Below are 22,019 nucleotides of genomic sequence, written 5' to 3' on the forward strand. Positions count from 1 at the left end.
CCGTGCAAACCTCGCTCAGCCGAACCGACCTCGCCCGGTATCTGCGAAAGCAGCTCGAAAACCTGTTTCCCGACGCCGCCGATCTGGCCGACCTGCCGCGCCTCGTCGATCTCGCGCTCGACCGGGTCGAGCACTGCTTCTCCCGCCTCCGCTTGAAGGGCTATTTCGCGAACGGCCAGCCGCGTTTTTCGCATCTGCATTGCGATCAATACGCGATCTTCCTGTATTACCTCTCCAACTCGACCTTTCGCGAAAAGCCCGGCCACCCCATTGCCGACAAGGCCTATGCGCTCAACAAGGCCCTGCACGCGCTCGACGCCTATTACGAGGTGCAGCTGCCCGACGTGTTCGCGGTCCAGCACCCGGTCGGCACCGTGCTCGGCCGCGCCAGCTATTCGGATTATTTCCTCTGCTACCACAACTGCACGGTCGGCGCGAACCTCGACAACGACTATCCCTCGTTCGGCCGCGGCATCGTGATGTATGGCGGCAGCCGCGTGATCGGAAACACCGCGGTCGACGACAACAGTTTTGTGTCGACCGGCGCCATCGTCATCGACGGCGGCAAGCTCGAAGCCGACAGCGTGCTGCACGGGGTTTATCCGAACGCCGGGCGGTCGCACACGAATCGCAATGTCGTCCGCGATATTTTCGGGGCTTAGCCGCACCACCGGCACTATCTGCCTGACACCGTCATTGTAAGCGAAGCAATCCATCGCGCAACAAAAAGAAAGATTGGATTGCTTCGTCGCATCCGCCTTCGCCCGAAGGCGGGCTTCGGCGGACAAGAGTGCTCCTCGCAATGACGATGGGACATGACTTCGCGATCTCGCCGCATCCTTTTTTTGCGCGAGGTATTCATTTATTTCCCGCCCTCCAAACAGAGGGTGCAGGGAATGCCGGGCGCCCGATGCGCCCGATAGCCGCGTGTGCAAAGGGTAGTAGTAGAGCGAATACGCGTTAGTTAGGTCACACCGGAATCATCCGGCATTCCCCACGCGCCAGCCTTGAGCCCGGACCAAGTGATTTGGGTGGGCCGGCAAGTGATTCTTCTGAAATTCGGCAGTATGACAAAACGTCGCAGGTCAGACTCATAAGCACCATTTCCGTAATCCAGAATTATTTGCGGGTGTTTACATCGAGTATTGCAATGTTCCCGATTTGGGAACAAACTGTTTCGTAGAACGTGCTTTCGTCCTATGCCGAGAGACATTCGGAAATGAAGGTTCCGCTGCAACGTTGGAGAACATTGGTCAAGAATGCCAAATGGAATTCGATGGAGGATGTGCGGTTTGCCGCTCCGAATGCAAAAATTCTGAATGGCGAGCGAGCGCGCTTCGAAATCGCGGGCGGCGATTTTCGGATGATTGTTGCCTTCGATTTCACGAGGAGCATCGCGTTCGTCAAATTCATCGGAACGCATGCCGAGTACGATAGGGTCGACGCCTTGACCGTTTCGCAACTCTAGGAAGAACAACATGGAAATTCACCCCATTCGAAACGACGACGATCACGCCGCGGCAATTCGGGAGATCGAGAAACTCTGGGGCGCTGCGCCGGGGACTGAAGAAGGCGACAAGCTCGACATTCTCGCAACCCTCGTCGAGAAATACGAGGACCGTCGCTGGCCGAATATCGATGTCTCCGATCCGATCGACTTGCTGAATTACGCCATCGAGGAACTCGGCCATTCGCAGGCCGAACTCGCGAGTTGCTCTGCTCGAGGTCGCGTGCATCCGAGCTGTTGAACCGGCGGCGTCCGCTGACGGTTGAGATGATCCATAGGATCAGCGAAGCGTGGAAGATTCCGGCCGATCTTCTGGTGAAACCGCGTCGGGTTGCGGCCTAGGCCCCTGGCTGTGGCCCAATCCGTCGCGCGGGTTCGGATAAGCTGGAGTGATGGAAATCAAAGAGAACGACGACCGCTCGAACCTTCATCCCATCAACCGACCCAGGCGCTTTCTCAGCCGCACGCGCCTGGTGATGATGTTGCTGTTGATGGTGGCCATTCCGATCTTCATGTTCCTTGCCAACAAGGCCGTGCATGAAAACGCGGAAGCGATCCGGCAGGTTTTCGGTCGATAGGGATCGGAAGACAAGATCGGACCTGGCCGCAATGTGGCTAGCGATATTTCGAGGGCCTTGCTTACGTCAGCCGCTTGAACCCGGAATGCGCCACAGGTCCGCGCAGCAATTGCCGCACGGCGTTCTGATCGATGGCGATCTTCAAGGCGCGAAACACCTCATTGACCGCCTCAAGATACCGATCGACATGCGCGTCGGTGTGCGCCAGCATCGCGTAGAACGAGCCGTGGGCGAGGATGCCCTTGTCCAGCATCATCTGCGTGAACAATGTCTTGATCTCCTGTGCGTCCGATCGGTCGAATACAAAATGCCCGAGTGGCGCCATTCCGGAGACCTGAATCGGAAGGTCATTCGCGCCCGCGGCGTCCTGCCATCCGCGCTGAACGCGGGTTCCAATCCGGATCAGATGCCTGGCGACGTTCTGCTCGCGATGCTTGCGCAGTGTGGCGAGCCCCGCAACCGGTCCGACGCGCTCGGTCCAGGCCGTGGAGCTGACAAAGGTCTCTTGTGCAGCATCCATCACCGAATGACGGCCGATGATCGCTGCAATCGGAAATCCGTTTCCTAACGCTTTCGCAAATACGGCCACGTCGGGATCGACGCCATAGGCGAGGTGAGCGCCGCCCGAATTAAGGCGAAATCCGGCGGTCACCTCGTCGAATATCAAGGCCGCACCGCAGCGATCGGCGAGCGAGCGGATCCCCTTGAGAAACCCGGGAGCCGGGTCGGTGCTACGAACAGGCTCCATCACGATCGCGGCGAGCCGCTCGCCGTGCCCGGCGACGATGGTTTCGATTTCGTCGAGCTTGTTGAAGTGGAACGGATGCATCAAGCCGGAGAGGCCGCGCGGCACCCCTTTGGGGGCGAGACCAGGCAGGAGATGGCCGTCGAGCGCGGCGGTCTCGCCGAGATTGGCGCTCAGATACCAATCATGCCAGCCGTGATAGCCGCAAAACGCCACCATGTCGCGCCCGGTTGCGGCGCGCGCAATCCGCACCGCGATCGCCATGGCCTCGCCGCCGGCGCGGCCGAAGCGGACCATGTCCGCCCACGGGTGCAGCTCAATCAGAAGTTCCGCGAGCTCGACATCGTCGGCGCAGTTCAGCGTCGACATCGAGCCCATGTCGATTGCGGTCTTGACCGCGGCGTTGACGTCAGGATCGGCATAGCCGAGCACGGTGGCGCCGATGCCGCAGTAACTCATGTCGAGATAGGTTTTTCCGTCGAGATCGACGACTTCGGCCCCCTTGGCCGACCTGTAGTACGTCGGCCATTGGCCGGGCAGGAACATTTCCGGACGTTTCGAGAGCAACTGCGTGCCGCCGGGCATGACCTTGCGCGCGCGCCGGTACAGCGTCTGGCCAGTGCTTGACATACCTGTTCCCCTCTGCGGCAAGGTACGCGGTGGATAACTCAAGGCCGATTTCGAGGCAAGCGGCACAAAAGTCGCGAATTCAGCCCGTGGATGATCCTGGTGCAGGCGTCACGCTGCATCGTACTGCTGCGGTGTTCGCCGCCGACATACGTATTAGTGAAATGATACCAAAAATCGGCATTGTAACCCCAGGCTTTCTATCGATGCGGCATTGGAAGCCGATCGAAAGATCTTGTCACGGCATCATGTTTCTGATCACATAACCTAGGTTTTCCCACGCACCCTGATAAGTTTGACGCGCTTGGTTGCCGGGGGGTGGACCAGGAAGCGACCCTTGGCGTCCGCGGCGGAGATGACCGGTATGCAGGGACGGTCGCCGGAAAAGTCGATATCAAAAGTGACGCCGGCCGGATCAAAACCACCTCGGAGGCGGCCTTCCGGTGTGTGCTTGCCTCGCATTTGACCGCGTGTTTTGAATGGTCGGGCCGAGCTGCAGGACATCGATATTCCGCATTCAGCTATTGTCCACACTCAAAGTAGGATAAAAAAACTTTGGAATTTGGGGCAATTTTCGTCACATCACTGGATTTTCTGCAGAAGCCTCCGGGACTGTTGCAATAGTTCTCGTAGGTGTTTCCGCGCTTCAATTGCTTCTTTTGTAAATAGGCCATCCTTAAGCGCGTTCTCGTTTTCTTTGGGCGCCCCCGACCCCGCTGCGCCGCCGTGCATCCGGCGGCGTCTTTTGCCGTGGACCGTCGGCGACCTGCAGGAGCCGCCCTTGCGGGTCTTAGCTCCGCACCGCTGGCTGTCCGGCATCGGGCCGGTATTGCGGGGACTATCGTCGCTCACTTGCCAGACTTGCGCTTTAGCGGTGTTCCCCGGTACGGGGGCTCACCCATGATCTCCATCGCTGGTGCCCTGGAATGGGAAAGCTGCGAAGGCGTGATGTCAGGTGCGCTCTCGCGGGTATCTCAAGGCCGATTTTCGAGACAAGCCGCTGTGCGGCGGGGCGAACCCGCGCGGCGTCCGAGCCCGCGTCTGGAAATACGTGGACTGTTCCCGGCGGGGATGTTCCGATACGTTCCCCAGCTTAACGTGATGCCGACGAGCGGCATATTTTGGGGTGTTTCGGGGGTTAACAATGGCGCAACGAATCTCTGGCGCTTACCGACTAATAACGGTTCCGTCGATCCACAAGGGATTAATGTTTTCGCTTGGTGCGGACAAAGCGATTACACGGTACGTGAACGAAGTCTTGCGGCCGACGCCTGGCATGAAAATGCTGGACGTGGGATGCGGACCGGCCAACATACTGTCCTATCTTCCTTCGCTCGACTATACCGGCATCGACTTGAACGCGAAGCACATCGCCTACGCCCGACGGCGGTACGGCGACCGCGGCCGCTTTATCGCTGGAAATGCCGCCGATGATTTGAAGCAGGAGGGCAAGCAATTCGATCTCATAAATATTTCCGCATTGCTTCACCATATCGCGGACAGCGAGGCTATTTCGCTTTTTGCGTCGCTCGCGCGTCTGCTGAAACCGAACGGAAGGATTGTCACGATTGACAACGTCTGGTTACCCCGACAGCGCGTTGCGGTCCGATTGTTCAACTATCTGGACTCCGGAACCAACATCAGAACCCCGGAGGGCTATCTCCGGTTATTGAACGGTATGGGGTTCGACGTTCAAACCCTTTTCCTGAACGACTTGCTGCGGATTCCGTACGACCACATTATCATGATCGCCCGCAAGGCTTCCTGAACGTGACAAACGCATTGGATGTCCCAGAGGCTACTGCCTAGGCAAGATACCCCGCAAACCGGTCGCCCAGACCGCGGCTTGAAACCAACCCGTGATTCTGCGAGACAACCGCGGGAACCGATATCCTTATGGACGTTTCGTACGACAATAGACGCTTTAGCAGGGCCGGCGCCGGCGTCCTGCTGGCCGTCCTGGTCTGCTGGATCGCGCTCTCGATCACGGCTGTGTTGCGGCAGGGCACCTGGGGCGACGAAACGGACTACATCATCAAATCGTGGTGGTACGTCAGCGGCGCGGTGAGGCCCTACACTGCCGAGGATGCGACCTGGTATCAGCCGTTGTTCTTCTATGCCCTGGGTGCCTGGCAGTGGATCTTCGGTCATGGCGTCGTTTCGGCACGCACCTTCTCGCTTGTCATGACGGGCATCAACATCGGGTTGCTGGCGAGCCTGCTGCAACGGTTGGGCTGTTCGGTCTGGCCGATTGCATTTGCCATTGTCGTTTTTGCGTTGAACGAAGACAGTATTTTTTACTTCAACAGCGCGACGCCATATGCCGTCTTCATTTGTCTGCAACTGGTCGCACTGCATCTTCTCCTGCAAATGAAGAAGAGTGCCAGTTTTGCGGTCGCGACAGCCTTCGGCGCCGTCCTGACCATGGCTTATCTGCTTCGCATCAATTCGGTTGCATTTATCGCGTTGAGCCTCGGCATTGTCTGGCTGAGGGCCGGCCGGGATCGCCGTCGCGTGTATTTCTGTTCGGCTGCGATACTTGTGCTGACGTGGTCGTTAATGGCTTTGCTTTGGGGGCATCGGTTCGTTTACGTCACCCTCTGGGTTCCAGGTGTGACGGATTGGCTGATTCAGGCGGGGGTGCTGCCGAGCCTCTATCCGCACGCTTTGCGTCTCAGCCATCAAATGTTGGGCGTGATCTCTCACCCAACGCTGCAAGATTTGCTCGCATACGCCTTCGGCTGGGACATTATGGGACATTATTTTCTCAATCACCATATCGTGCCGATCGCAAGCGCACTGGCCGCAACGATCGTTGCCGCGCTTCGTCCGATCCCCAATCGTGGCTGGACTGCGCTGTTTGCAGCATCCTATTGGTACATGTTCGCTTTCAACCACCTTGGGCTGCAGCCGATTTGCGGCGGCTGCATCCAGGCCTATGCGAATTATTTCAATTATCTCGCCGCCCTGGCAGGCGGACTTGCTTTGCACGGCTTAATGCTGATGAGTCGGAGCGATCTGCGGGCTCGCGTCATCGCGGTTGGGGTAGCTGGGGCTTCGATCGGGCTGGCCGCGGAACAAGCCTGGAGTCTCACCGGCGTCTATAATCAACTACCCTCGATCCGCAATCGCGCCAACTCTTTGCCGGAAGAAGTTCGTACGGCCGGCGAGGTGATGCGCACGCTTTTGCCTCCCGGCTCGGCGGTGGAATTTGTCGGCCGCGATTCACGCATCCCGTTGGCGTTGGCACTGGCGGAAATCCGGGTCCCACCAGTTACTCTCGTTCTGACGTCATCCTATCGTGAGTTGAATGCAAATGTGACCGCTGAGGACGCTGCGCAGGCAAGGGAGGAGCTGCGACAAATTACGGCATGGACGGATGAGACCGCCAGAGAGTGGATACAGCAAAACGGCAACTGGATGGTCGTGCAGCGGCAGCCGGTCGATCATGTCCTGCCCTGGCTGATCTGGGCGCCCGATGCGCCGCTGATCAAAACCGGCCTGGAGAAATGTTTCGAGCAGGTCGCGGAGCCGGTATTCTCGACATTCGAACCGCCGCTGTCGTTTGCGCTCTACCGGCGGATCCGGCGCGGCAAGGTGTGCCTCGGCGAATGAACCGGACCGGGCTCAGGCGGCCGTGTCGAGTGCCGGCAAGGTTGCGACGGCATGCGCGAGGCCCTCGGCGAGGCTGAGCCGACAACGCCACCCCGTCGCGTTGGCCTTGCGGGCATCCACTTCCAGCGACCCGATCAAGGCGTCGGTCAGTCCGAGATAGCTCATCGGCGCCCGCAGCACGGAAAGCGGAATCGGCAACAGGCGTGCCGGCCGGCCACTCGCGCGCGCCAATAGCCGGATGAATTGCGGCGTGGAAACCTGCTCGGCGTCGGCCAGCAGAAACACGTCGAACGGCGCGGAATGTTGCGCGGTCAGGCGATGGCTGACAAAGGAAGTCAGATTCTCAATTCCGAGAAAGGCGCGCCGGTTGTCGATCAGGCCAAAGGGCAGCGGCACGCCGGCGCGCACCGCCGACAGCAGCCGGCCGAAATTGCCGACGGCACCGGTGCCGAAGATCATCGGCGTGCGAATCACGGTGATCGACATCGCGGTCCCAACAGCCAGTTCCGCCAGGCCCCGTTCCGCGGCGGCCTTGGTCTTGCCGTAGACGGTTTTGGGCGCGATGCCGTCGTGCTCGCAAAACGGCGTCCGTCCCTCGGTGGTGCCGCCGTTGACCGCGACGCTGCTCAGAAAGATGAACCGGCGCACGCCGGCCGCGGCCGCGCAGCGCGCCAATTGCAGGGTGCCTTCGACATTGACGCAATGATACAGATCGCTCTCGCGTTCCTGCACGCTGCGGGAGCGGTGCGCGCGTGCCGCCAGATGGATCACCGCGTCGACCCCGCGAAGAGCGGCTCGCCAGTCGGTCGCCGGCCCGAGTTCGAGGCCTCCAACCGTGTCCGCGCGGGCCGCCGGGCAGATCGAGCGCTGGGCGCAACGCACCTGCCAGCCGGCTTCCGCCAGCGCCGCCACCATGTGACGTCCCACAAACCCGTCGGCGCCAGTGATGAGGACGATCGGGGCCATGCTCGCGCTACCGGACCGAGTTCATGATGTCGCCGACGACCTGCCGGTACCGGTCGATCGCGCGGTCCGCGGTATATTTTTGCGCGGCAAGCGCGGCACGCTTGCTCTTGGCCAGCGTCTCCTGGCGATCGGCCGCGGCAGAGCGGATCGCGTCGGCCAGATCGCGCGGATCTTCAGGCCTTGCGACCCAGCCGATATTTTCCTCTTTCAGCATCAATGCCGCTTCCGAACCGGCTTCGGCGGTCACGATGACCGGCCGTCCGACCGCCAGCAGATTGTAGATCCGGCTCGGGACCGACACGCCCACCACATTGCGACGATAGGGAATCACCCAGACGTCGGCCGCCGCGAGGAATGCCTCGAGTTCGGACTCCGGCACCCGATCGACGAGCGTGACGTTGGGAAGCGGCGTTGCGGCGTAAAGCCCGGTCAATTGTGTCCATCCGCTTCCCCATCCGGAAAGCATGAAGTGAATATTCTGTTCGTCTTTCAACAGTCGCGCCGCTTCAAAAACCGTGGCCGCACTGTGGGTGAACCCCAGATTGCCCGACAAGCCGACCACCAGCTTGTCCGGGAAGGCGCGAAAAGGTTTGGCCGCGGAGATTTCGCGGTATCGGATCGGCAGCAGCGGCCAGTTCGGAATGAAATGGATATTGCGCTTCACGACATTGCTATAGGCGAGCAGCAACGCCTCGACGTCGCGCCCGATGGTGATGATGGCGTCGAGCGCCGGGAACAGCAGGCCGTTGGCAAAGCGGATGACTTTCGCCACCAGCGATCGCGGCCGCACCAGTCCCGCCATGATCAGCGCTTCGGGGTAGAGATCATAAATCAACAGGACGGCGCGCGCCTTGCGCAGCTTGGTCGCCAGCGCGACCGGGTAGGGCAGTGCAAACGGCGTGGTCACACAAAGCACGACATCGTCTCTGCCGACATGCCTGAGCGTGGCAACCAACATTTTTGCGGACAGCCACAGCATGGCGATCGCCCGGCGCAGCACCGCGCCCTTCTGCGGCGTCCAGCTTGCGACTTCCACGACGCGGAACCCGGCGGCAGCGGCACTGGAATGGGCGGTTCCGGAAATCACGAGAACCTCGCTGTCGGTCGTCAGTCCATTGGCGATCGCGGTTACATAAGTCGCTGTGGTCGTGGGATCGGGAGCGAAATACTGACTCACAATCACGATTTTACCGGGCATGGGAAACGGATGTCCCTCGAAAGTCCGGGCGAAACCCGGGGAGCAATTACCGGCGGCGGACCGTTAGCACCGTTGATCCCCATCTTCCAGCGAACGCATGCTTTCGATCACGGCTTCCAAATGACCGGAACGTCAAGACAAATCGAAGGATCACGAGTGGCGATGAAGAAACTCGATCACGCAACAATTCGATGAAGCGGCGTGACGGCCTCCAAAGTTCCGTCATGCCTCGAAGCCGGCACGCCCGCGTCAATAACGATATGATTCGGTTCGCCGTGAAAAGGGGCCGCAGGGCCTCGCCGCGCCGGCCCGCGACGATCTGTCCATCATTGGACTGGGACCGGGGGCGTGGCCCGGTCGGCCGGCCTTCCACCGGAAGCCGATATGCTCTACCCCTAGGCAGGGCGAGGAAACGCGTTCCCGCCTTGCGACACGAGCAATGGATGATCCGCAGAACCGAGAGCTGCCGGCGATCCCGACAAGTCGACGCGTCCGGACGATGAGCGAACCGCCCGACCAAGAGCTTGCCGATCAATGCCTGAGCCGCGCCGTCGCGGATGTGGATAGCTGGCTCGCGCTCGTCGAAAACGGACAACTCGCCAGCGTTGCTCCGTTCGGACAGATGTTCGTCTACCAGTTGCGGACGCAAGGCAGACTTGGCGACTGGGCATTCGCGGTTAATGAATTGTACAGGCTCTATTACCGCAGAGCGGGTGGAAACGGCGATCCCCCGATCCCGGACGACGACCTGCGCCCGACAATCTGACAGCGAGTTGCAAGGCAGGGAAGTTCTGGAGCCTTCGTCCATTTCGATTTCTCGGCACGATCCAGAGACCTAGTGTCCGGGCTTGCGCCAAGGGCTTCTTCCGCCGTGGCCGCTCTTTCAACAGAGGCTGATATGTTTTACCCGTAGACAGGCCAGGGAATTCGAAACCTCGACGCAACAGTGAATCATCCGCCAGAACCTGACGGCATGCAGCATCTCATCAAGACAGCTCGCGGTTTGTCCTCGCCTGCGATCCTCATGGCGGGCGTTTGGTGCGCAATGCTGGTAGCCGTCGGCGTGTCGCTGTTCATCGCAGGCGACCGGGCGGGTATCTGGGCCTTCCGCACCTGGTTGCAATCTCGTTCAAACCTGCCCGCGCCACCGGCGCGCACGCTGAACCTTGCGGTGGTCGCGACTTCGCCGCTCGGCCTGGCGGGAATCGCGTTGATCGCGCTGGATCGTCTGGTGCTGAGCGGGATCGACAATAGTGGATATGCGGAACTGCTGCTGATCAAAGCCATCGCCGTCCTCGTGCTGTTTGGCATCTACACCAATGCCATGTGGTCGGGCCGGCGCAATTTCTGCATTCAGATGACCGGGCTGATCCAGGAGGAACTGCGGGTCAAGCTGGGAGTGCCGGAAGCCGAATGGGTGCGGGTGCTGAGTTGCCGACTCGTTTCCGGAAGCTGTAAGAAGAATCCCCACGATAGGCCTTGACGACCGGCAAGGCGGTCTGGCGATAGCCGGCCCGGACCCAAAGGTCCCCAATCGCAGATTCACGCTCTTGAAATCCGGCGAGTGCCGCGACATATTGCGACGTCATCAGCCGAGCGGTTACCGAATTTGTTTGAATCGAGTTGGACGACATGGCGCATTTATAGCAAGACTGTCGCGCCAGAAGCACTCGCCGAACAGGTGACTTGAAAGACGCCCAATGTCTTCAGAGCGCTCCGTGAAGAGCACGATTTTCTCCACCATCGTGCGCGGTCGCTACTGGTGGGCTCTGCCTGCTACTTCGTTCGCGGCGCTCAGCGCAGTCAATTTCTCCTATATGCGGGACGCCTTGTTCTACCGTTTTGACGGAACGTTCATTCTTGCGATCGTGACTTCGCAAAAGAAATGGATGAGTCCGGAGATAGGCTTTTCATTGAATTTCTTGCAGGGGCTCGGGGATATGTGGGTTCCGCAAGCAACGCAGCTGATGCCGGGATTTATCCTTGCGTCGCTCGTCGCCGATGAGTGGATGCCGGTTGTTGCATTGTTGGCATTTGCACTGGAATTCTTTTTTTCGACGATCGTCCTGGCAAGATGCCTCGGCGCCGGCCGCCTCACGAGCCTGGCCGCTGCCCTGATCGGAGCCTTGTTGACGCTGCCATATTTTGTCCCGGCATTCACCGGGCAGCGGATGTGGGGCAACCCACATTTCATGGAAGCTATTGCGGAAAGTACCTTGGCCTTATGCGCCTTTATCGCGATCGGACGAACCCGGACCAGGACGGATGCGAAACTTGTCCTGACTATCCTGGTTTTGCTTGGGCACTTCGCAATCGCCCGGCCGGTCCTCGCCGCGCTTGCCAGCGTAATGCTGCTGGTTTTTGGGTTGGCTGCTGTCGCCGCAGCCAAAGACAATTCGGAGCGGTTGCGGAAATCGGCCGCAGCAGCGTTTGTCTCTCTGACTCTCGCCGCGGCATTTTTGGCTTACGGCTACGCTCTGCTCTATTACGCCCCCACCACATTCTTCTGGGATGATTTCGTCGAGCAACCAGTCAAATGGACGGACCAGTCCTTTCTCATACTTACGGCTGGCTCTGGCTCTGGCGCTGGACCTGGACCGTATTTGTGGCCCACGTCCTTGGCCGGCGCGGTGCTCGTCGGGTGGCGCGAGCGAGGGCGGTTGCGAATCTTCGCGATTGCTTTTCTCCTTTTCATCGTGCTGCAGCTGAGCATTCTCTTGTATGCGCAGATTGGCGGCGTGAAGTGGTCAGGGCCCAGTATCATCGGCTATTATGTAGATATGTTCTGCCTGCCTTTCTATGCAATCTTTAGCGCTTATTTGTTCGTTGGCTGGTGGATAGACTCACCGCGGCTTTTCAGGTGGGCCATGCCCGGCCTTGTTCTATTGCCGTGGGCATCCATATTTGCACTGCATCACCCATATTCGGACAGCCAGTTCCGTCAGGAAAATCCTCTACGCTGGCCACCGCGGAGTACGTCGCTGGTGGAGTTGCTAAAGTCCGAAATCGGTCTCGAGGAAGGAGCCGTCTTCCGCGGGCGTGTTGTAAACCTAAGTGGGACCGACTTTGAACGCCACGACGTCCCGTTGCCATTCACCAGGCAGCATATTTATTCCGAAGATATTTCGTTTAGGACGGGCAATGATCACCGCTACTATGGGATGTGGTACTTCGATATCCCCACTCTCATCGAAATCAACCCGTTCTCGTCGCCTTTTTTTCACGCAATCAACTCGCGGTTGCTGAGCGCGCGAACAGAAAAGCACGTACGAGTCGTCACGACGTTTACGCGTTTCGAGCCGCGCCTGTTTGCAATGCTGGGAGTACGGTTCGTCATCACCGACCATCCAGTTCCAAATCTTGCGCCCAAGAGCCGTTTCGTCACCGACCCGGGGAATCCGGAGAAGTGGACTCTGTTCTTGTATGAAATTCGGGACGCGAAAACGGGAGGGTATTGGTCCACCTCGCCCGCTCTGGTTCAGACGACGGATGCGGCCATGCGATGGATGGCCGATCCCGGGAGCTCAAACGATGCGACGGTATACGAACACGTGCCGCCGTCGCTCGTCGCAGGCAGCTCTTCGGAAATCAGGGTCTTTCGTGATCGCCTCGTCGTTGAGGCTAAAAGCGAGGGCACCTCGCTGCTGATCTTGCCGGTCGAGTTCAGCCACTGCTTCGACGTCGACATTGTGGACGGCAAGCAGGCGCGTTTTCAGCGAGCCAATGTCAACCAAGGCGCGTTCCTGTTCACCGGACAACTGAAAGCGGAACTGCGATACCGTTTCAGTCCATGGCATTTTCGCTGCAGGCTGGATGATATCGCTGATGCGCAGCGGTTGCAGCTTTCGAACGTCGGCTGGCCTTAGTCGAAAGCTAAAGGGGGGGGTGGAGGCTCGCACTATGCGGTGGCTGGGTGAGGCTTATCCGGGGGCTCGACCATATGCGGAATCCTGCCGGTTTCTTGCTGCTCAACGGCGCGGACCGATCCGCCATCAAGCGCGTTTTTCTTAACGATCCAAGCCCAAATTGGATTTACCGAAACACAGACGGAGTCGCGAGATCCTCGCCGACTATCGATCTAAACCATCGAAGCTCGTCCTTATCGAGATGGGTCGCCCGGTCGAGGTTGCGCGGGCGAAGATTCGCGACCGCGGGGCGGCCGGAGATGGCCAGCGGATCCGGTTCAGCTCGGCGATCCTGCCGCTGTGGGCCGGCGGACCAGAAGTCTGGATGCGCTGTTGCCGGTGCTTTACCTGCGTGGCGTCTCGACCGGCGATTTCCATGAGGCGCTGACGGCCTTGCTGGGCAAGGACGCCCCCAACCTGTCGCCTGCGGTGGTGTCCCGGCTGACGGCCGAGTGGCAAGGCGAGTACGAGCGCTGGCAGAGGCGCGATCTGTCGGCGCGGCGATATGTGTACGTGTGGGCCGAGGCGTCTTCCTTCAGGCCCGCATGGAAGGCCACGGCGAATGCATGCTGGTGCTGATCGGCGCGACGCCGGAAGGCAAGAAGGAACTAATCGGCTTTCAGGTCGGCGTGCGGGAGAGCGCGCAGAACTGGCGCGAGCTCCTGATCGACGTCAAGCAGTGCGGGTTGCGGATCGCCCCCGAAATTGCGGTCGGCGACAGCGCGCTCGGCTTCTGGAAGGCGCTCGACGAGGTCCTCCCCGGCACGCGCCACCAGCGATGCTGGGTGCACAAGACCGTCAATATCCTGGAAAGGTCCCGCTCTCGGCGCAGGCAACAATGAAGAAGGATCTGCGCGAGGTCTATTGGGCACCGAAGGAGGACCAGACCTCGCTCTGCGCCTCGACTACAAGGATAGGTTCGAGCTGGATTGAAGTAATCTCCGCCACCGTACCGTAAATAACGACATGGTTTTGTTCGCCGTGGAAAGGGGCCATTGGTCGGTCGGCAAGGGCTTGCGACAGTGGCTTGTTCCGCCTTGGCCGGCCTTTCAACGGAGACGGGTATGCTATACCCGTAGGCGGACCAGGGAATTCGAAGCCGCCACGTAACAGTGGATCATCCGTCAGAACCGGACAGCATGCCGCAGCTCGTCAAAATAACCCGCGGTTTGTCGTCGCCTGCGATCCTCATGGCGGTAGTTTGGTGCGCAACCCTGATCGGCGTCGCGTTCGGTCCTATCGATTTTCCGCGGCAGCCCTCGGTCGCGGTCCTGGTGCTGGTAGCAGTCGGCGTGTCGCTGTTCGTCGTTGGCGACCGGGCGGGCGCCTGGTGCTTCCGCGCCTGGTCGCGACTTCGTCCAAGCCCGCCCGCGCCGCCGGTCGGCACGCTCAACATTGCCGTGATCGCGATGTCGCTGCTCGGCTTGGCTGGAATCGCGTCGATCGCTTTCGATCGCATCGTGCTGAGCGGTATCGGCAACAGCGGATATGCGGAATTGCTCCGCTGCGCCCCGACATTGATCGACGTCATCGAAATCAGACGGACCCCGCTGCTCTACGCAGGCTATCTCACTTTCTCCTTCGGCTTCGTTTCGCTGGTGCTGTTTGTCCTGAAGGGCGAGGAAGTCCGCGGCTGGGCGGCGTTTCTCGCGCAACTGTCGATTCTCTGTCCCATCGGCTATGCGCTGCTGTATTCCGGCCGCATGCCGATCTTGTTCGCCATTGTGCTCGCCATCGCTGCAGTGCTGGTCCGGGTCGGTCAGGGTCGGCGGCATTTGCCGCAGGGACACCACCTTCTCATCAAGACGGTCGCCCTCCTTGTGCTGTTTGGTATTTACACCAACGCCATGTGGGCGAGCAGGCGCAATTTCTGCACCGAGATGAGCGGGCTGGCACAGGAGTTACTGTCAAAGGGAAGAGAGCAGGAAGCCGAACGGTTTCGGGCTCTTAAAATGAAGCGGGCGGCGCTGGAACAAAAGCTGGCCGCAGAGAGGCAGTCTGCCGCGCCCGAGCAGAATCCGGCGCCGGACAACAATCCCGCCGGGTCGAGTAATAGCCCTGCTCGTGATGCTGAATATCGGGGGCAGATCCGCGAGGTTGAGCAGCAGCTGGTGGACGTCCAGCAGGAACTGGCGCAGCCCCGCCAACCGCAGTCCACGGACGCGATCAGCGCCACCGATTTGAGCAAGATGATCGATGCGACAAGAGCGTCGCCGGGTCATGCTGAACTCCGATATTCGCCGGATGTCAGCGCGCTACTGCAACTGCTGGGGCTGAAGCGGGAGGCCTGGCATACCAGCCCGCGAGGCTATGTGCTGTCGGCGGTCGAATCCGGTTGGCTTTCGGTGAGCACCGCCTCCAATCTGCTGAACACGTATTTCTACATCACCCACGGCGTCTACGTCCTCGATCTGGCCTGGCAAGCTCGGGCGCAGTTCACGCTGCATTGGGGCATCTACGAAATCGGCGTTCTCTCGCCAATTCTCCGATCCTTTCTTCCGCAAAACCAGCAGCTGCTGTCGATGAATACGGAGTTGAAGGCTGCGAAGATTGACGGCCTTTTCCCAACCGCCTGGGCGGCCGCCTATATCGACTTCGGTGCCGCCGGGGCGGTCATCTATGTCTTGATCTGGGGATTTGCCGCGGGCTGGAGCGCCTTTGGAGCCAGGCACTCGAGCCTGGCGACGCCACCTTTGCTGCTGACGTTCATTCTCGCCAGCCTCCTGCTCAGTCCGGTTCAGGGGCCGTTGGGGATCGCGAACTCGGCATTGGTATTGGCGTCGATGGCCATCGTCGGGATTGCGATCGATTTCGCGAGCCTGACGTTTCGGAAACGGCGTGCCGAGCTGGAACCTGAGACGACCCGTTCCGGACAAGTCAGCGCGTCGTAGTCGGCGCAGCGAGTGCAGTGGCGCCAAAGGCGCAAGCCAACATCTGCCCTGGCTTGACAATGGAAGGGACCGAACGAGCACGGATCGCGAAGCCGGCTTGTGCTGCACTCACCAGAGCATTCACGAATGCTCGATTGGGGTCTGAAATATTGCTCAAAAAGGCTCCCGAAGCTGTGATATTACGCGAAAGATTGGCGGCGCTAGCTCATCCGTACGACAATGTTTGTAACTATGTTGACGTTCAAAGCCCGCTTTCATTGCAACACCCGATTGAGCTGAAATGAACACTATGGCCCCCACTCTCAGGCATAGGCTTCCCTCAGCCAGGAAGATCTGGCTTCAGACGCACCTGTGGCTCGGGTTGACCGCTGGATTCCTCCTGGCGCTGATCGGGTTGACCGGATCCGTGCTCGTTTTGAACGATCAGTTATTGAGGATCGAGGTTGGCGACATCTTTGATGTTGCCGGTCCGATTCCTTCGCAACCCGCTGTCGATCAATGGATCGCGAATGCGCGTCGCGCCTACGGCGACCTCGAACTCGGCTTTGTCCTTGGACCCGGGTTTGGTCCCACCGGGAACGCGGCGGTGCTGGGTGCGGTTGGCGCGGGCAATACCCATTGGCTCATAACCATCGACTCCAATAGCGGACTTCCGCTAGGGAATTACATCTGGGAAGACAGGTTCGCCACCTTTGTCTTGCGACTCCATGCCAGCCTGGGGGCCTCCGGCGGCTGGTTGTCCTGGGGTCGAGATGCCCTTGCCTGGCTTGGTGTTGCCATGATGGTATTGATGGCGACCGGGCTGTACCTCTGGTGGCCACGCAACCGCAATTGGTATATCGCGCTGACCCTCAAGCGGGGTGCACGCGGTCGCAGACGGTTGCTCGATCTCCATAACCTGTTCACTGTCTATCTATACGTACCGCTATTCATTCTCGCAGCAACCGGCGTCTATTTCCTCAGGCCCGACTGGATCGACCCGACGATTTCGCTGGTGTCCGTCGAGCGCACTCCCGACCCCGGTGCGCTCGCTCAAGTGTCCAAACCGGGTGCATGCCCGGCGCGAACAACGCCTGGCCAGGCCGCGGCGCTCGCGCTGGCGCGCTATCCGTCGTCACGGCTTGCGGCGGTCGTCATTCCCAGCGCGCAAGATCAGCCGCTTGTGGTGCAACTCGCGCCGCCCGACAATTTCGGACTCAAGGGGCAGACCCAGGTATACATTGACCCCGTATGCCCGATCATTCTGACCGTGCTCGACCGCGAGGCCGCCGTGGCGGCTGAAACGTTCAAGGCCATCGTACACCCTCTGCACTTCAACCTGATGCTGGGCCGGTTGGGTCAGGCAATCGTATTTCTGGCCGGGCTGATACTTCCACTTTCATGGGTGACCGGGTTGTTGCTTTGGCTCGACAAGAGGAAAAATCGCAAACGCAGCGCGTAATGCCTGCCGTCGATCGCTTGGGAAAAGCGCTTTGCGCCCATGGGTTTGTAACCCTTGGCGACCGAAACGGTGTTGGGCTATACTGCTGCAGCATCTGACGAGGCCTGGGGATAGTGAATCGCACGCGCCTGATGAAACTGTTGCCTTACGCGGCGCTGTCGGGCCTGCTGCTGCTCTCGCTCGCCGTCGTTGCGTTCGAGCGCCAGTTTCTGGACCTGTGGTCCTGGGCGGTTGGCTTTGTCGAAGCGCATTGGCGTCGCGCGTTCGCAATGCGCGGACGACGCCTGGTCAGGCCGTAGATCTTGCGCAAGCGCGCTATCCCACATCAAGATTTGTGGCGATTGATATTCCCAAACCGGAACAGCAGCCGTACCTCGCGCGGCTGGCAGCCCCCAACAACCTCAACGACAAGGGGGAAACGCAAGTCTTTGTCGACCGCAAATGCCCAATTATTTTGACGTCAATTGACGGCGAGATTCGCGTGGCGAGCGAAGTCTTCAGGGCGGTAGTATATCCGTTGCATCGGAATCTCATGCTGGGCCCCTTCGGATCAGCCATAGTGTTCCCCTCAAGCCTTCTTCTTCCGGTTTCGTTTGTGACCGGCCTGCTGCTTTGGCTCGATAGGCGAAAGGCACGGAGATCTGCCCGCTGAGCGGCGCGTCCGTTCTCGCGACATGCTGACGGCGCTATCCGGACGAGGCTCGGCAGCTGCGTCATTTCGGCAACAATTCACCTTGGACTGCGACCGGCCCGAGGTGAAATGCGGACCGGCGGTACTGGCGGGCAAACCGGCCTTGGGCTATCTTCGCCCCGGTATTGTCGGGGATTTCCGGAACGGTGAATCGCGCGCGCACCTTCAGACTGTGGCGTCATACAGCCGCGATCGGCGGCCTTATTGTGGCTGTCGTCGTACTGATGGCGTTCGAACGTCAGGCCGCGCTGGACTGGTGTGCCTGGGCCGTCGGTCTCGTCGAAACCAAATGGCGGCGCGTGTTGTTGGGACCGGCCGGCCAGGCGTTGATCGTTACCGTGCTCGCGATCGTTCTGGAGTTATTTTTCCTCCACTGGGAAAAGACGACGGTCTTCCGGGTTTTCGTCCGGCGCAAGGCGTCGGCGATGACGGACCTGGGCTTCGCGATCGTCACCTTTTCCAGCTTCAAATGGCTGATGGACTATGTCCTCACCTTTGGCTTGGCATTCGCTGCGGTAAAACTCGGGGACGCGCTCGCGACCCGTCTTGGCTGGATGCGGTGGGAGCTGCCGACAGACGGAATCCTGCAGGTCGCCGGCGCCTTCGCCGTCTATTATCTCCTGTCGACATTTGTCGGCTACTGGCAGCACCGGTTGATGCACTGGCGCTGGTTCTGGCAACTGCACCGGTTCCATCACTCGGCGACAGACTTTAATATCCTTACCAACTTTCGCGCCAATCCGGCAGAAATGATCAGCAACCTGATCCCAGCGCTCTCGCCGCTGGCCTTGTTGAAGATACCCGATAGCGGCCTCTTCGCGGCTTTCGTCTTCGTCAATCTGGCGATCGCGTCGCTCCAGCACAGCGAACTGCCCTGGAGCTTCGGCTGGCTCGGCCGATGGGTCGTGACACCGCCACAAATGCACCAGATCCACCATTCGATCGACGAAGAGCACCGCGACAAGAATTTCAGCAATTATCCGCTCTGGGACCAGCTGTTCGGCACCTGGTACGGCGGACCCAACCGGCCGTCCGCCTACGGCATCCCGGATCAGGCGCATGTCGAGAGGCCGCGCACCCAGTGGCTGATCGACGTCTGGATCTTCTACCGGGATGTCGCGCTCGCGCTGGCCGCAGCGGCGCGGCGGATCTGGGCGTGCATCGCACGGACGCGACCGACATCGCCAGCCGCCGATACGCCGGCCTCCATTCCGGCCGAGTAAGCTTGACGGCCTGCCGCGGCAAGTGCGCGTCCAGTCGCGGCGGCCCCGGATGGTCGTTGCAACTGGCCGATACCAGAGGCGCTGACGACGGCCGGTAACCTTCGCTGCCAAGCCCGGCTCACCAATGTTCCGCGAGTCTTTGGAATATTGGGGGAATATTGGGCTGGATGGCCTTGGCAGAGCGGATCGCCTCGACGCCAATAAAGCTGGCTCTACTGGTTGGCGAAGCCATTTTAGGGTATATCCCTGCCCGCAGGATCATTCCTTGAGGCTTGGAAACGGTGGAACGCGCGCGCCTCGTCAGGCTTTTGCCCTACGCCACGGCGATCGGCGTTGTCGCCGCATCTCTCGCTTTGTTCGTGGTATTCGACCCGCAGAACGCGTCGGAGGTGTGGTCCTGGGCCGTTGGCTTCGTGGAGGCAAACTGGCAGCGCGCGCTGGGGCCGGGCGGCAGAGTAATCCTGTTTACCGTGGCGCTGATAATCCTGGAGCTGTTCGTTCTCAACTGGAGAAACACCACCGTAAATGTCGTGTTCGTCCAGCGCGGGTGGTCGGCGCTATCCGATCTCGGCTTTACCGTCGTCTATTTCACGCCCCTCAAATGGATCTCGGAGTACACCCTCTCGTTCGGGCTGGCATTCGGGATCGCGAAACTCATGGATGCGCTCACCGCTCGACTTGACTGGGTCCGCTGGGAGCTGCCGTCAGATGGGGCGCTTCAGGTCATTGCGGCTTTTTCTGTCTACTATGCGTTGACGACGTTCGTCGCTTACTGGCATCACCGCCTGCTGCACTGGCGATGGTTCTGGTACCTGCATCGCTACCATCACTCGGCTTCCGAATTCAACATTTTCACCGGGTTTCGCGAAAATCCCGCGGCCGGCTTCATCAATGTGCTTCCGGCGCTTTCACCCCTCATTCTGATGAAGGTGCCCACGACAGGCCTGTTTGCAGCGTTTTTCATTGTCTATCAGATGATCGCCTCGCTCCAGCACAGCCAGTTGCCCTGGAGCTTCGGGTGGATCGGCCGCTGGATCATCGTGTCGCCGCAAAATCATCAAATCCATCATTCGGTCGACGAGGAGCATCGCGACCTGAATTTCTCCGTCTGCCCGCTTTGGGATCATCTGTTCGGCACCTGGTATGCCGGGGCGAATCGGCCATCCGGCTATGGCATCGCAGATCGGGCACATGTCGAGCGGCCCTTTACGCAGTGGGTCGGCGACATCTGGATTTTCTACCGGGATGTTGCGTGCTCGCTGGCCGGTGTCGCTCGGTCTGCTCTGGCGCATGTCAGGCCGCGGCGGTCATCATCGCAAGACGCGCGCGATGCGTCCGGCTCAATTCCGGCTGAGTAGCATTCAAGAGGGGTGTTCGCTCGTAAAGGTCGCGGCAGCTGCCGTCGAACCTTCAGCGAGCGCGTAGCCTAGTTGGAACGAGCGAGAGAGTAATGTCTGGTCGCAAATGCGTCGGGATTTCCCGCCGGTTCGTTCAGCGCTTGGCTCTCAGCCTGATCATCAGATCGACCCGGGAAATCTCGTAGCCTTCCGGAATGGAGGCCATTTTGCCGATGCGGATCTGGGTCGTCGGGATGTCGCGGATCTCGCCCGCGCCTTCGATGAAGAAGTGGTGGTGATCACAGGTCTTGGTGTCGAAATAGGTGGTGGCGCCGTCGACGCCGATCTCGCGCAGCATCCCCATCTTCGCAAACAGGTTGAGCGTATTGTAGACGGTGGCGAGCGATACGTGCTGCTCCGATTGTGTCGCCTCGTTGTGCAGCATCTCGGCGGTCAAATGCCGATCGCCTTGCGCGAACAACAATTGCGCCAGCACCACCCGCTGCCGCGTCGGACGTAGGCCGGCGTCGCGCAACATGGCATCGACGTCACGCGGAGCAGCGTGATCGGTATCGGCGCAAACAACGGGCATGCCGGGTCCGATGGCGGGCTCGGGCATTTCCGGGGTCGCAACTCCCGCCGCCGTGGTGTTCGTCTCTGTCATGCCGCCCTAGATCGCCGTGTGGGACCAAATATTCCCGGAGCATTGAAGCAGCGCAGCCGGCACACTACAAATATTTGTGCGAGCATACACATGCTATTCATTCGCAACTGTTGCCGAAAAGCCACAAAGCTTCGAAATATCGACAGGGCCCCGCCGGGAGGAAAATGGCCATGACCATTCAGGATAAGGCGCGCGGCGCGGCTGCGACCGGCAGCGTGGCGCAAGCCAAGGCGCCCGTGGCGGCGCGATGCATCGACCACGTCAACCTCTCGGTGCGCGACCTCGATGCGTCAGTCGAGTTCTATTGCCGGCTGCTCGGGGTCGAACGCAAGGAGGGCGGCGAGGACAACGGCGTGCGCTGGTGCATCCTCGGAGCCAGGGACAAGTTCTATGTCTGCTTCTTCGAGGTGAAGGGCGGCGTCTACCGGCCGGCCGACGTCCATGTAAACCATGTCGGCTTTGTCGTCGACGACATGGAGGAGACGGTGCGGCGGATCCACGATCTTGGCTACAAGCTGCAGTTCAACGACGCGCCGGTGCAATGGCCGCGGAGCCGCTCGGCCTATGTCGCCGATCCCGACGGTATCCTGATCGAGTTCACCGAACGTTTTGGCGGCGGGCTCGACTGAGC

The 22,019-nt window shown here is 60.1% G+C and carries 21 protein-coding genes and 1 pseudogene; 17 read left to right on the forward strand and 5 right to left on the reverse strand.

Going from position 1 to position 22,019, the window contains the following annotated elements:
• Positions 1–2: 2 nt before the first annotated feature.
• From VK804_RS30950 to VK804_RS30965, 4 genes are all read left to right on the forward strand, one after another.
• Entirely contained in the window at positions 3–662 is a 660-nt protein-coding gene (locus tag VK804_RS30950; protein WP_325752090.1) for a hypothetical protein, read from the forward strand.
• A 557-nt stretch (positions 663–1,219) separates the two neighbouring features.
• A complete protein-coding gene (locus VK804_RS30955; protein WP_325752091.1) occupies positions 1,220–1,468 on the forward strand; it encodes a type II toxin-antitoxin system HigB family toxin in 249 nt (82 codons plus the stop codon).
• Between the two features lie 10 nt (positions 1,469–1,478).
• Positions 1,479–1,748, forward strand: coding sequence for a hypothetical protein (locus VK804_RS30960; RefSeq protein WP_325752092.1), 270 nt, complete (start codon positions 1,479–1,481; stop codon positions 1,746–1,748).
• A 148-nt stretch (positions 1,749–1,896) separates the two neighbouring features.
• Entirely contained in the window at positions 1,897–2,085 is a 189-nt protein-coding gene (locus tag VK804_RS30965) for a hypothetical protein (RefSeq protein WP_325752093.1), read from the forward strand.
• A 61-nt stretch (positions 2,086–2,146) separates the two neighbouring features.
• Here VK804_RS30965 and VK804_RS30970 read toward each other — a convergent pair whose 3' ends face one another.
• Both VK804_RS30970 and VK804_RS30975 read right to left on the reverse strand, forming a co-directional pair.
• Positions 2,147–3,460: an aminotransferase class III-fold pyridoxal phosphate-dependent enzyme gene (locus VK804_RS30970; protein ID WP_325752094.1), complete on the reverse strand. Its 1,314-nt coding sequence runs from the start codon at positions 3,458–3,460 to the stop codon at positions 2,147–2,149.
• A 579-nt stretch (positions 3,461–4,039) separates the two neighbouring features.
• Entirely contained in the window at positions 4,040–4,276 is a 237-nt protein-coding gene (locus VK804_RS30975) for an HGGxSTG domain-containing protein (protein WP_325752148.1), read from the reverse strand.
• Between the two features lie 388 nt (positions 4,277–4,664).
• Here VK804_RS30975 and VK804_RS30980 point away from each other — a divergent pair, with 388 nt between their 5' ends.
• Complete coding sequence (locus VK804_RS30980) at positions 4,665–5,225, forward strand: class I SAM-dependent methyltransferase (RefSeq protein ID WP_325752149.1); 561 nt, start codon at positions 4,665–4,667, stop codon at positions 5,223–5,225.
• 128 nt (positions 5,226–5,353) lie between these two features.
• Complete coding sequence (locus tag VK804_RS30985) at positions 5,354–7,072, forward strand: hypothetical protein (RefSeq protein WP_325752095.1); 1,719 nt, start codon at positions 5,354–5,356, stop codon at positions 7,070–7,072.
• Between the two features lie 12 nt (positions 7,073–7,084).
• Here the strand turns inward: VK804_RS30985 and VK804_RS30990 are convergent, their stop codons facing one another.
• Together VK804_RS30990 and VK804_RS30995 are read right to left on the reverse strand one after the other, a co-directional pair.
• The gene (locus tag VK804_RS30990) at positions 7,085–8,038 is read right to left on the reverse strand and encodes an NAD-dependent epimerase/dehydratase family protein (RefSeq protein WP_325752096.1); all 954 of its coding nucleotides are present in this window, start codon (positions 8,036–8,038) and stop codon (positions 7,085–7,087) included.
• 7 nt (positions 8,039–8,045) lie between these two features.
• Complete coding sequence (locus VK804_RS30995; RefSeq protein ID WP_325752097.1) at positions 8,046–9,236, reverse strand: glycosyltransferase family 4 protein; 1,191 nt, start codon at positions 9,234–9,236, stop codon at positions 8,046–8,048.
• Positions 9,237–9,675: 439 nt separating this feature from the next.
• On the opposite strand from VK804_RS30995, the gene VK804_RS31000 reads away from it, so the two are divergent.
• From VK804_RS31000 to VK804_RS31040, 10 genes and pseudogenes are all read left to right on the forward strand, one after another.
• Positions 9,676–10,002, forward strand: coding sequence for a hypothetical protein (locus VK804_RS31000; RefSeq protein ID WP_325752098.1), 327 nt, complete (start codon positions 9,676–9,678; stop codon positions 10,000–10,002).
• A 207-nt stretch (positions 10,003–10,209) separates the two neighbouring features.
• Positions 10,210–10,719, forward strand: a complete 510-nt coding sequence (locus VK804_RS31005; RefSeq protein WP_325752099.1) for a hypothetical protein — start codon at positions 10,210–10,212, stop codon at positions 10,717–10,719.
• A gap of 235 nt (positions 10,720–10,954) precedes the next feature.
• Positions 10,955–13,102, forward strand: coding sequence for a hypothetical protein (locus tag VK804_RS31010; RefSeq protein ID WP_325752100.1), 2,148 nt, complete (start codon positions 10,955–10,957; stop codon positions 13,100–13,102).
• 250 nt (positions 13,103–13,352) lie between these two features.
• Positions 13,353–14,015, forward strand: a pseudogene (locus VK804_RS31015) (IS256 family transposase); the annotation flags it as partial.
• A gap of 265 nt (positions 14,016–14,280) precedes the next feature.
• Positions 14,281–16,032, forward strand: a complete 1,752-nt coding sequence (locus tag VK804_RS31020) for a hypothetical protein (protein WP_325752101.1) — start codon at positions 14,281–14,283, stop codon at positions 16,030–16,032.
• Between the two features lie 289 nt (positions 16,033–16,321).
• Entirely contained in the window at positions 16,322–17,473 is a 1,152-nt protein-coding gene (locus tag VK804_RS31025; protein ID WP_325752150.1) for a PepSY-associated TM helix domain-containing protein, read from the forward strand.
• Between the two features lie 113 nt (positions 17,474–17,586).
• A complete protein-coding gene (locus VK804_RS31030; protein WP_325752102.1) occupies positions 17,587–17,772 on the forward strand; it encodes a hypothetical protein in 186 nt (61 codons plus the stop codon).
• Positions 17,691–18,125: a PepSY domain-containing protein gene (locus VK804_RS33065; protein WP_414642869.1), complete on the forward strand. Its 435-nt coding sequence runs from the start codon at positions 17,691–17,693 to the stop codon at positions 18,123–18,125. Before VK804_RS31030 ends, VK804_RS33065 begins: the two co-directional genes overlap by 82 nt.
• Before the next feature lie 185 nt (positions 18,126–18,310).
• Positions 18,311–19,387: a sterol desaturase family protein gene (locus tag VK804_RS31035; protein ID WP_325752103.1), complete on the forward strand. Its 1,077-nt coding sequence runs from the start codon at positions 18,311–18,313 to the stop codon at positions 19,385–19,387.
• Between the two features lie 281 nt (positions 19,388–19,668).
• The gene (locus VK804_RS31040; protein ID WP_325752104.1) at positions 19,669–20,745 is read left to right on the forward strand and encodes a sterol desaturase family protein; all 1,077 of its coding nucleotides are present in this window, start codon (positions 19,669–19,671) and stop codon (positions 20,743–20,745) included.
• Between the two features lie 133 nt (positions 20,746–20,878).
• On the opposite strand, the gene irrA is transcribed toward VK804_RS31040, so the two are convergent.
• Positions 20,879–21,388 (reverse strand): iron response transcriptional regulator IrrA, encoded by a 510-nt coding sequence (irrA, locus tag VK804_RS31045; RefSeq protein WP_325752105.1) that lies wholly within the window; start codon positions 21,386–21,388, stop codon positions 20,879–20,881.
• Between the two features lie 170 nt (positions 21,389–21,558).
• Between irrA and VK804_RS31050 the strand changes: the two genes are divergently transcribed.
• Positions 21,559–22,017, forward strand: a complete 459-nt coding sequence (locus VK804_RS31050) for a VOC family protein (protein WP_325752106.1) — start codon at positions 21,559–21,561, stop codon at positions 22,015–22,017.
• Positions 22,018–22,019: the final 2 nt, after the last annotated feature.

The sequence above is a fragment of the Bradyrhizobium sp. genome, from assembly GCF_035484855.1.
Lineage (GTDB): Bacteria > Pseudomonadota > Alphaproteobacteria > Rhizobiales > Xanthobacteraceae > Bradyrhizobium.

Excerpts from the sequence above, each read along its gene's own strand:
- VK804_RS30955 (WP_325752091.1), top strand. The coding sequence starts at position 1,220 with ATGAAGGTTCCGCTGCAACGTTGGAGAACATTGGTCAAGAATGCCAAA.
- VK804_RS30960 (WP_325752092.1), top strand. The coding sequence starts at position 1,479 with ATGGAAATTCACCCCATTCGAAACGACGACGATCACGCCGCGGCAATT.
- VK804_RS30970 (WP_325752094.1), bottom strand. The coding sequence starts at position 3,460 with ATGTCAAGCACTGGCCAGACGCTGTACCGGCGCGCGCGCAAGGTCATG.
- VK804_RS30975 (WP_325752148.1), bottom strand. The coding sequence starts at position 4,276 with ATGCCGGACAGCCAGCGGTGCGGAGCTAAGACCCGCAAGGGCGGCTCC.
- VK804_RS30980 (WP_325752149.1), top strand. The coding sequence starts at position 4,665 with ATGTTTTCGCTTGGTGCGGACAAAGCGATTACACGGTACGTGAACGAA.
- VK804_RS30985 (WP_325752095.1), top strand. The coding sequence starts at position 5,354 with ATGGACGTTTCGTACGACAATAGACGCTTTAGCAGGGCCGGCGCCGGC.
- VK804_RS30990 (WP_325752096.1), bottom strand. The coding sequence starts at position 8,038 with ATGGCCCCGATCGTCCTCATCACTGGCGCCGACGGGTTTGTGGGACGT.
- VK804_RS30995 (WP_325752097.1), bottom strand. The coding sequence starts at position 9,236 with ATGCCCGGTAAAATCGTGATTGTGAGTCAGTATTTCGCTCCCGATCCC.
- VK804_RS31000 (WP_325752098.1), top strand. The coding sequence starts at position 9,676 with ATGGATGATCCGCAGAACCGAGAGCTGCCGGCGATCCCGACAAGTCGA.
- VK804_RS31005 (WP_325752099.1), top strand. The coding sequence starts at position 10,210 with ATGCAGCATCTCATCAAGACAGCTCGCGGTTTGTCCTCGCCTGCGATC.
- VK804_RS31020 (WP_325752101.1), top strand. The coding sequence starts at position 14,281 with ATGCCGCAGCTCGTCAAAATAACCCGCGGTTTGTCGTCGCCTGCGATC.
- VK804_RS31025 (WP_325752150.1), top strand. The coding sequence starts at position 16,322 with ATGGCCCCCACTCTCAGGCATAGGCTTCCCTCAGCCAGGAAGATCTGG.
- irrA (WP_325752105.1), bottom strand. The coding sequence starts at position 21,388 with ATGACAGAGACGAACACCACGGCGGCGGGAGTTGCGACCCCGGAAATG.
- VK804_RS31050 (WP_325752106.1), top strand. The coding sequence starts at position 21,559 with ATGACCATTCAGGATAAGGCGCGCGGCGCGGCTGCGACCGGCAGCGTG.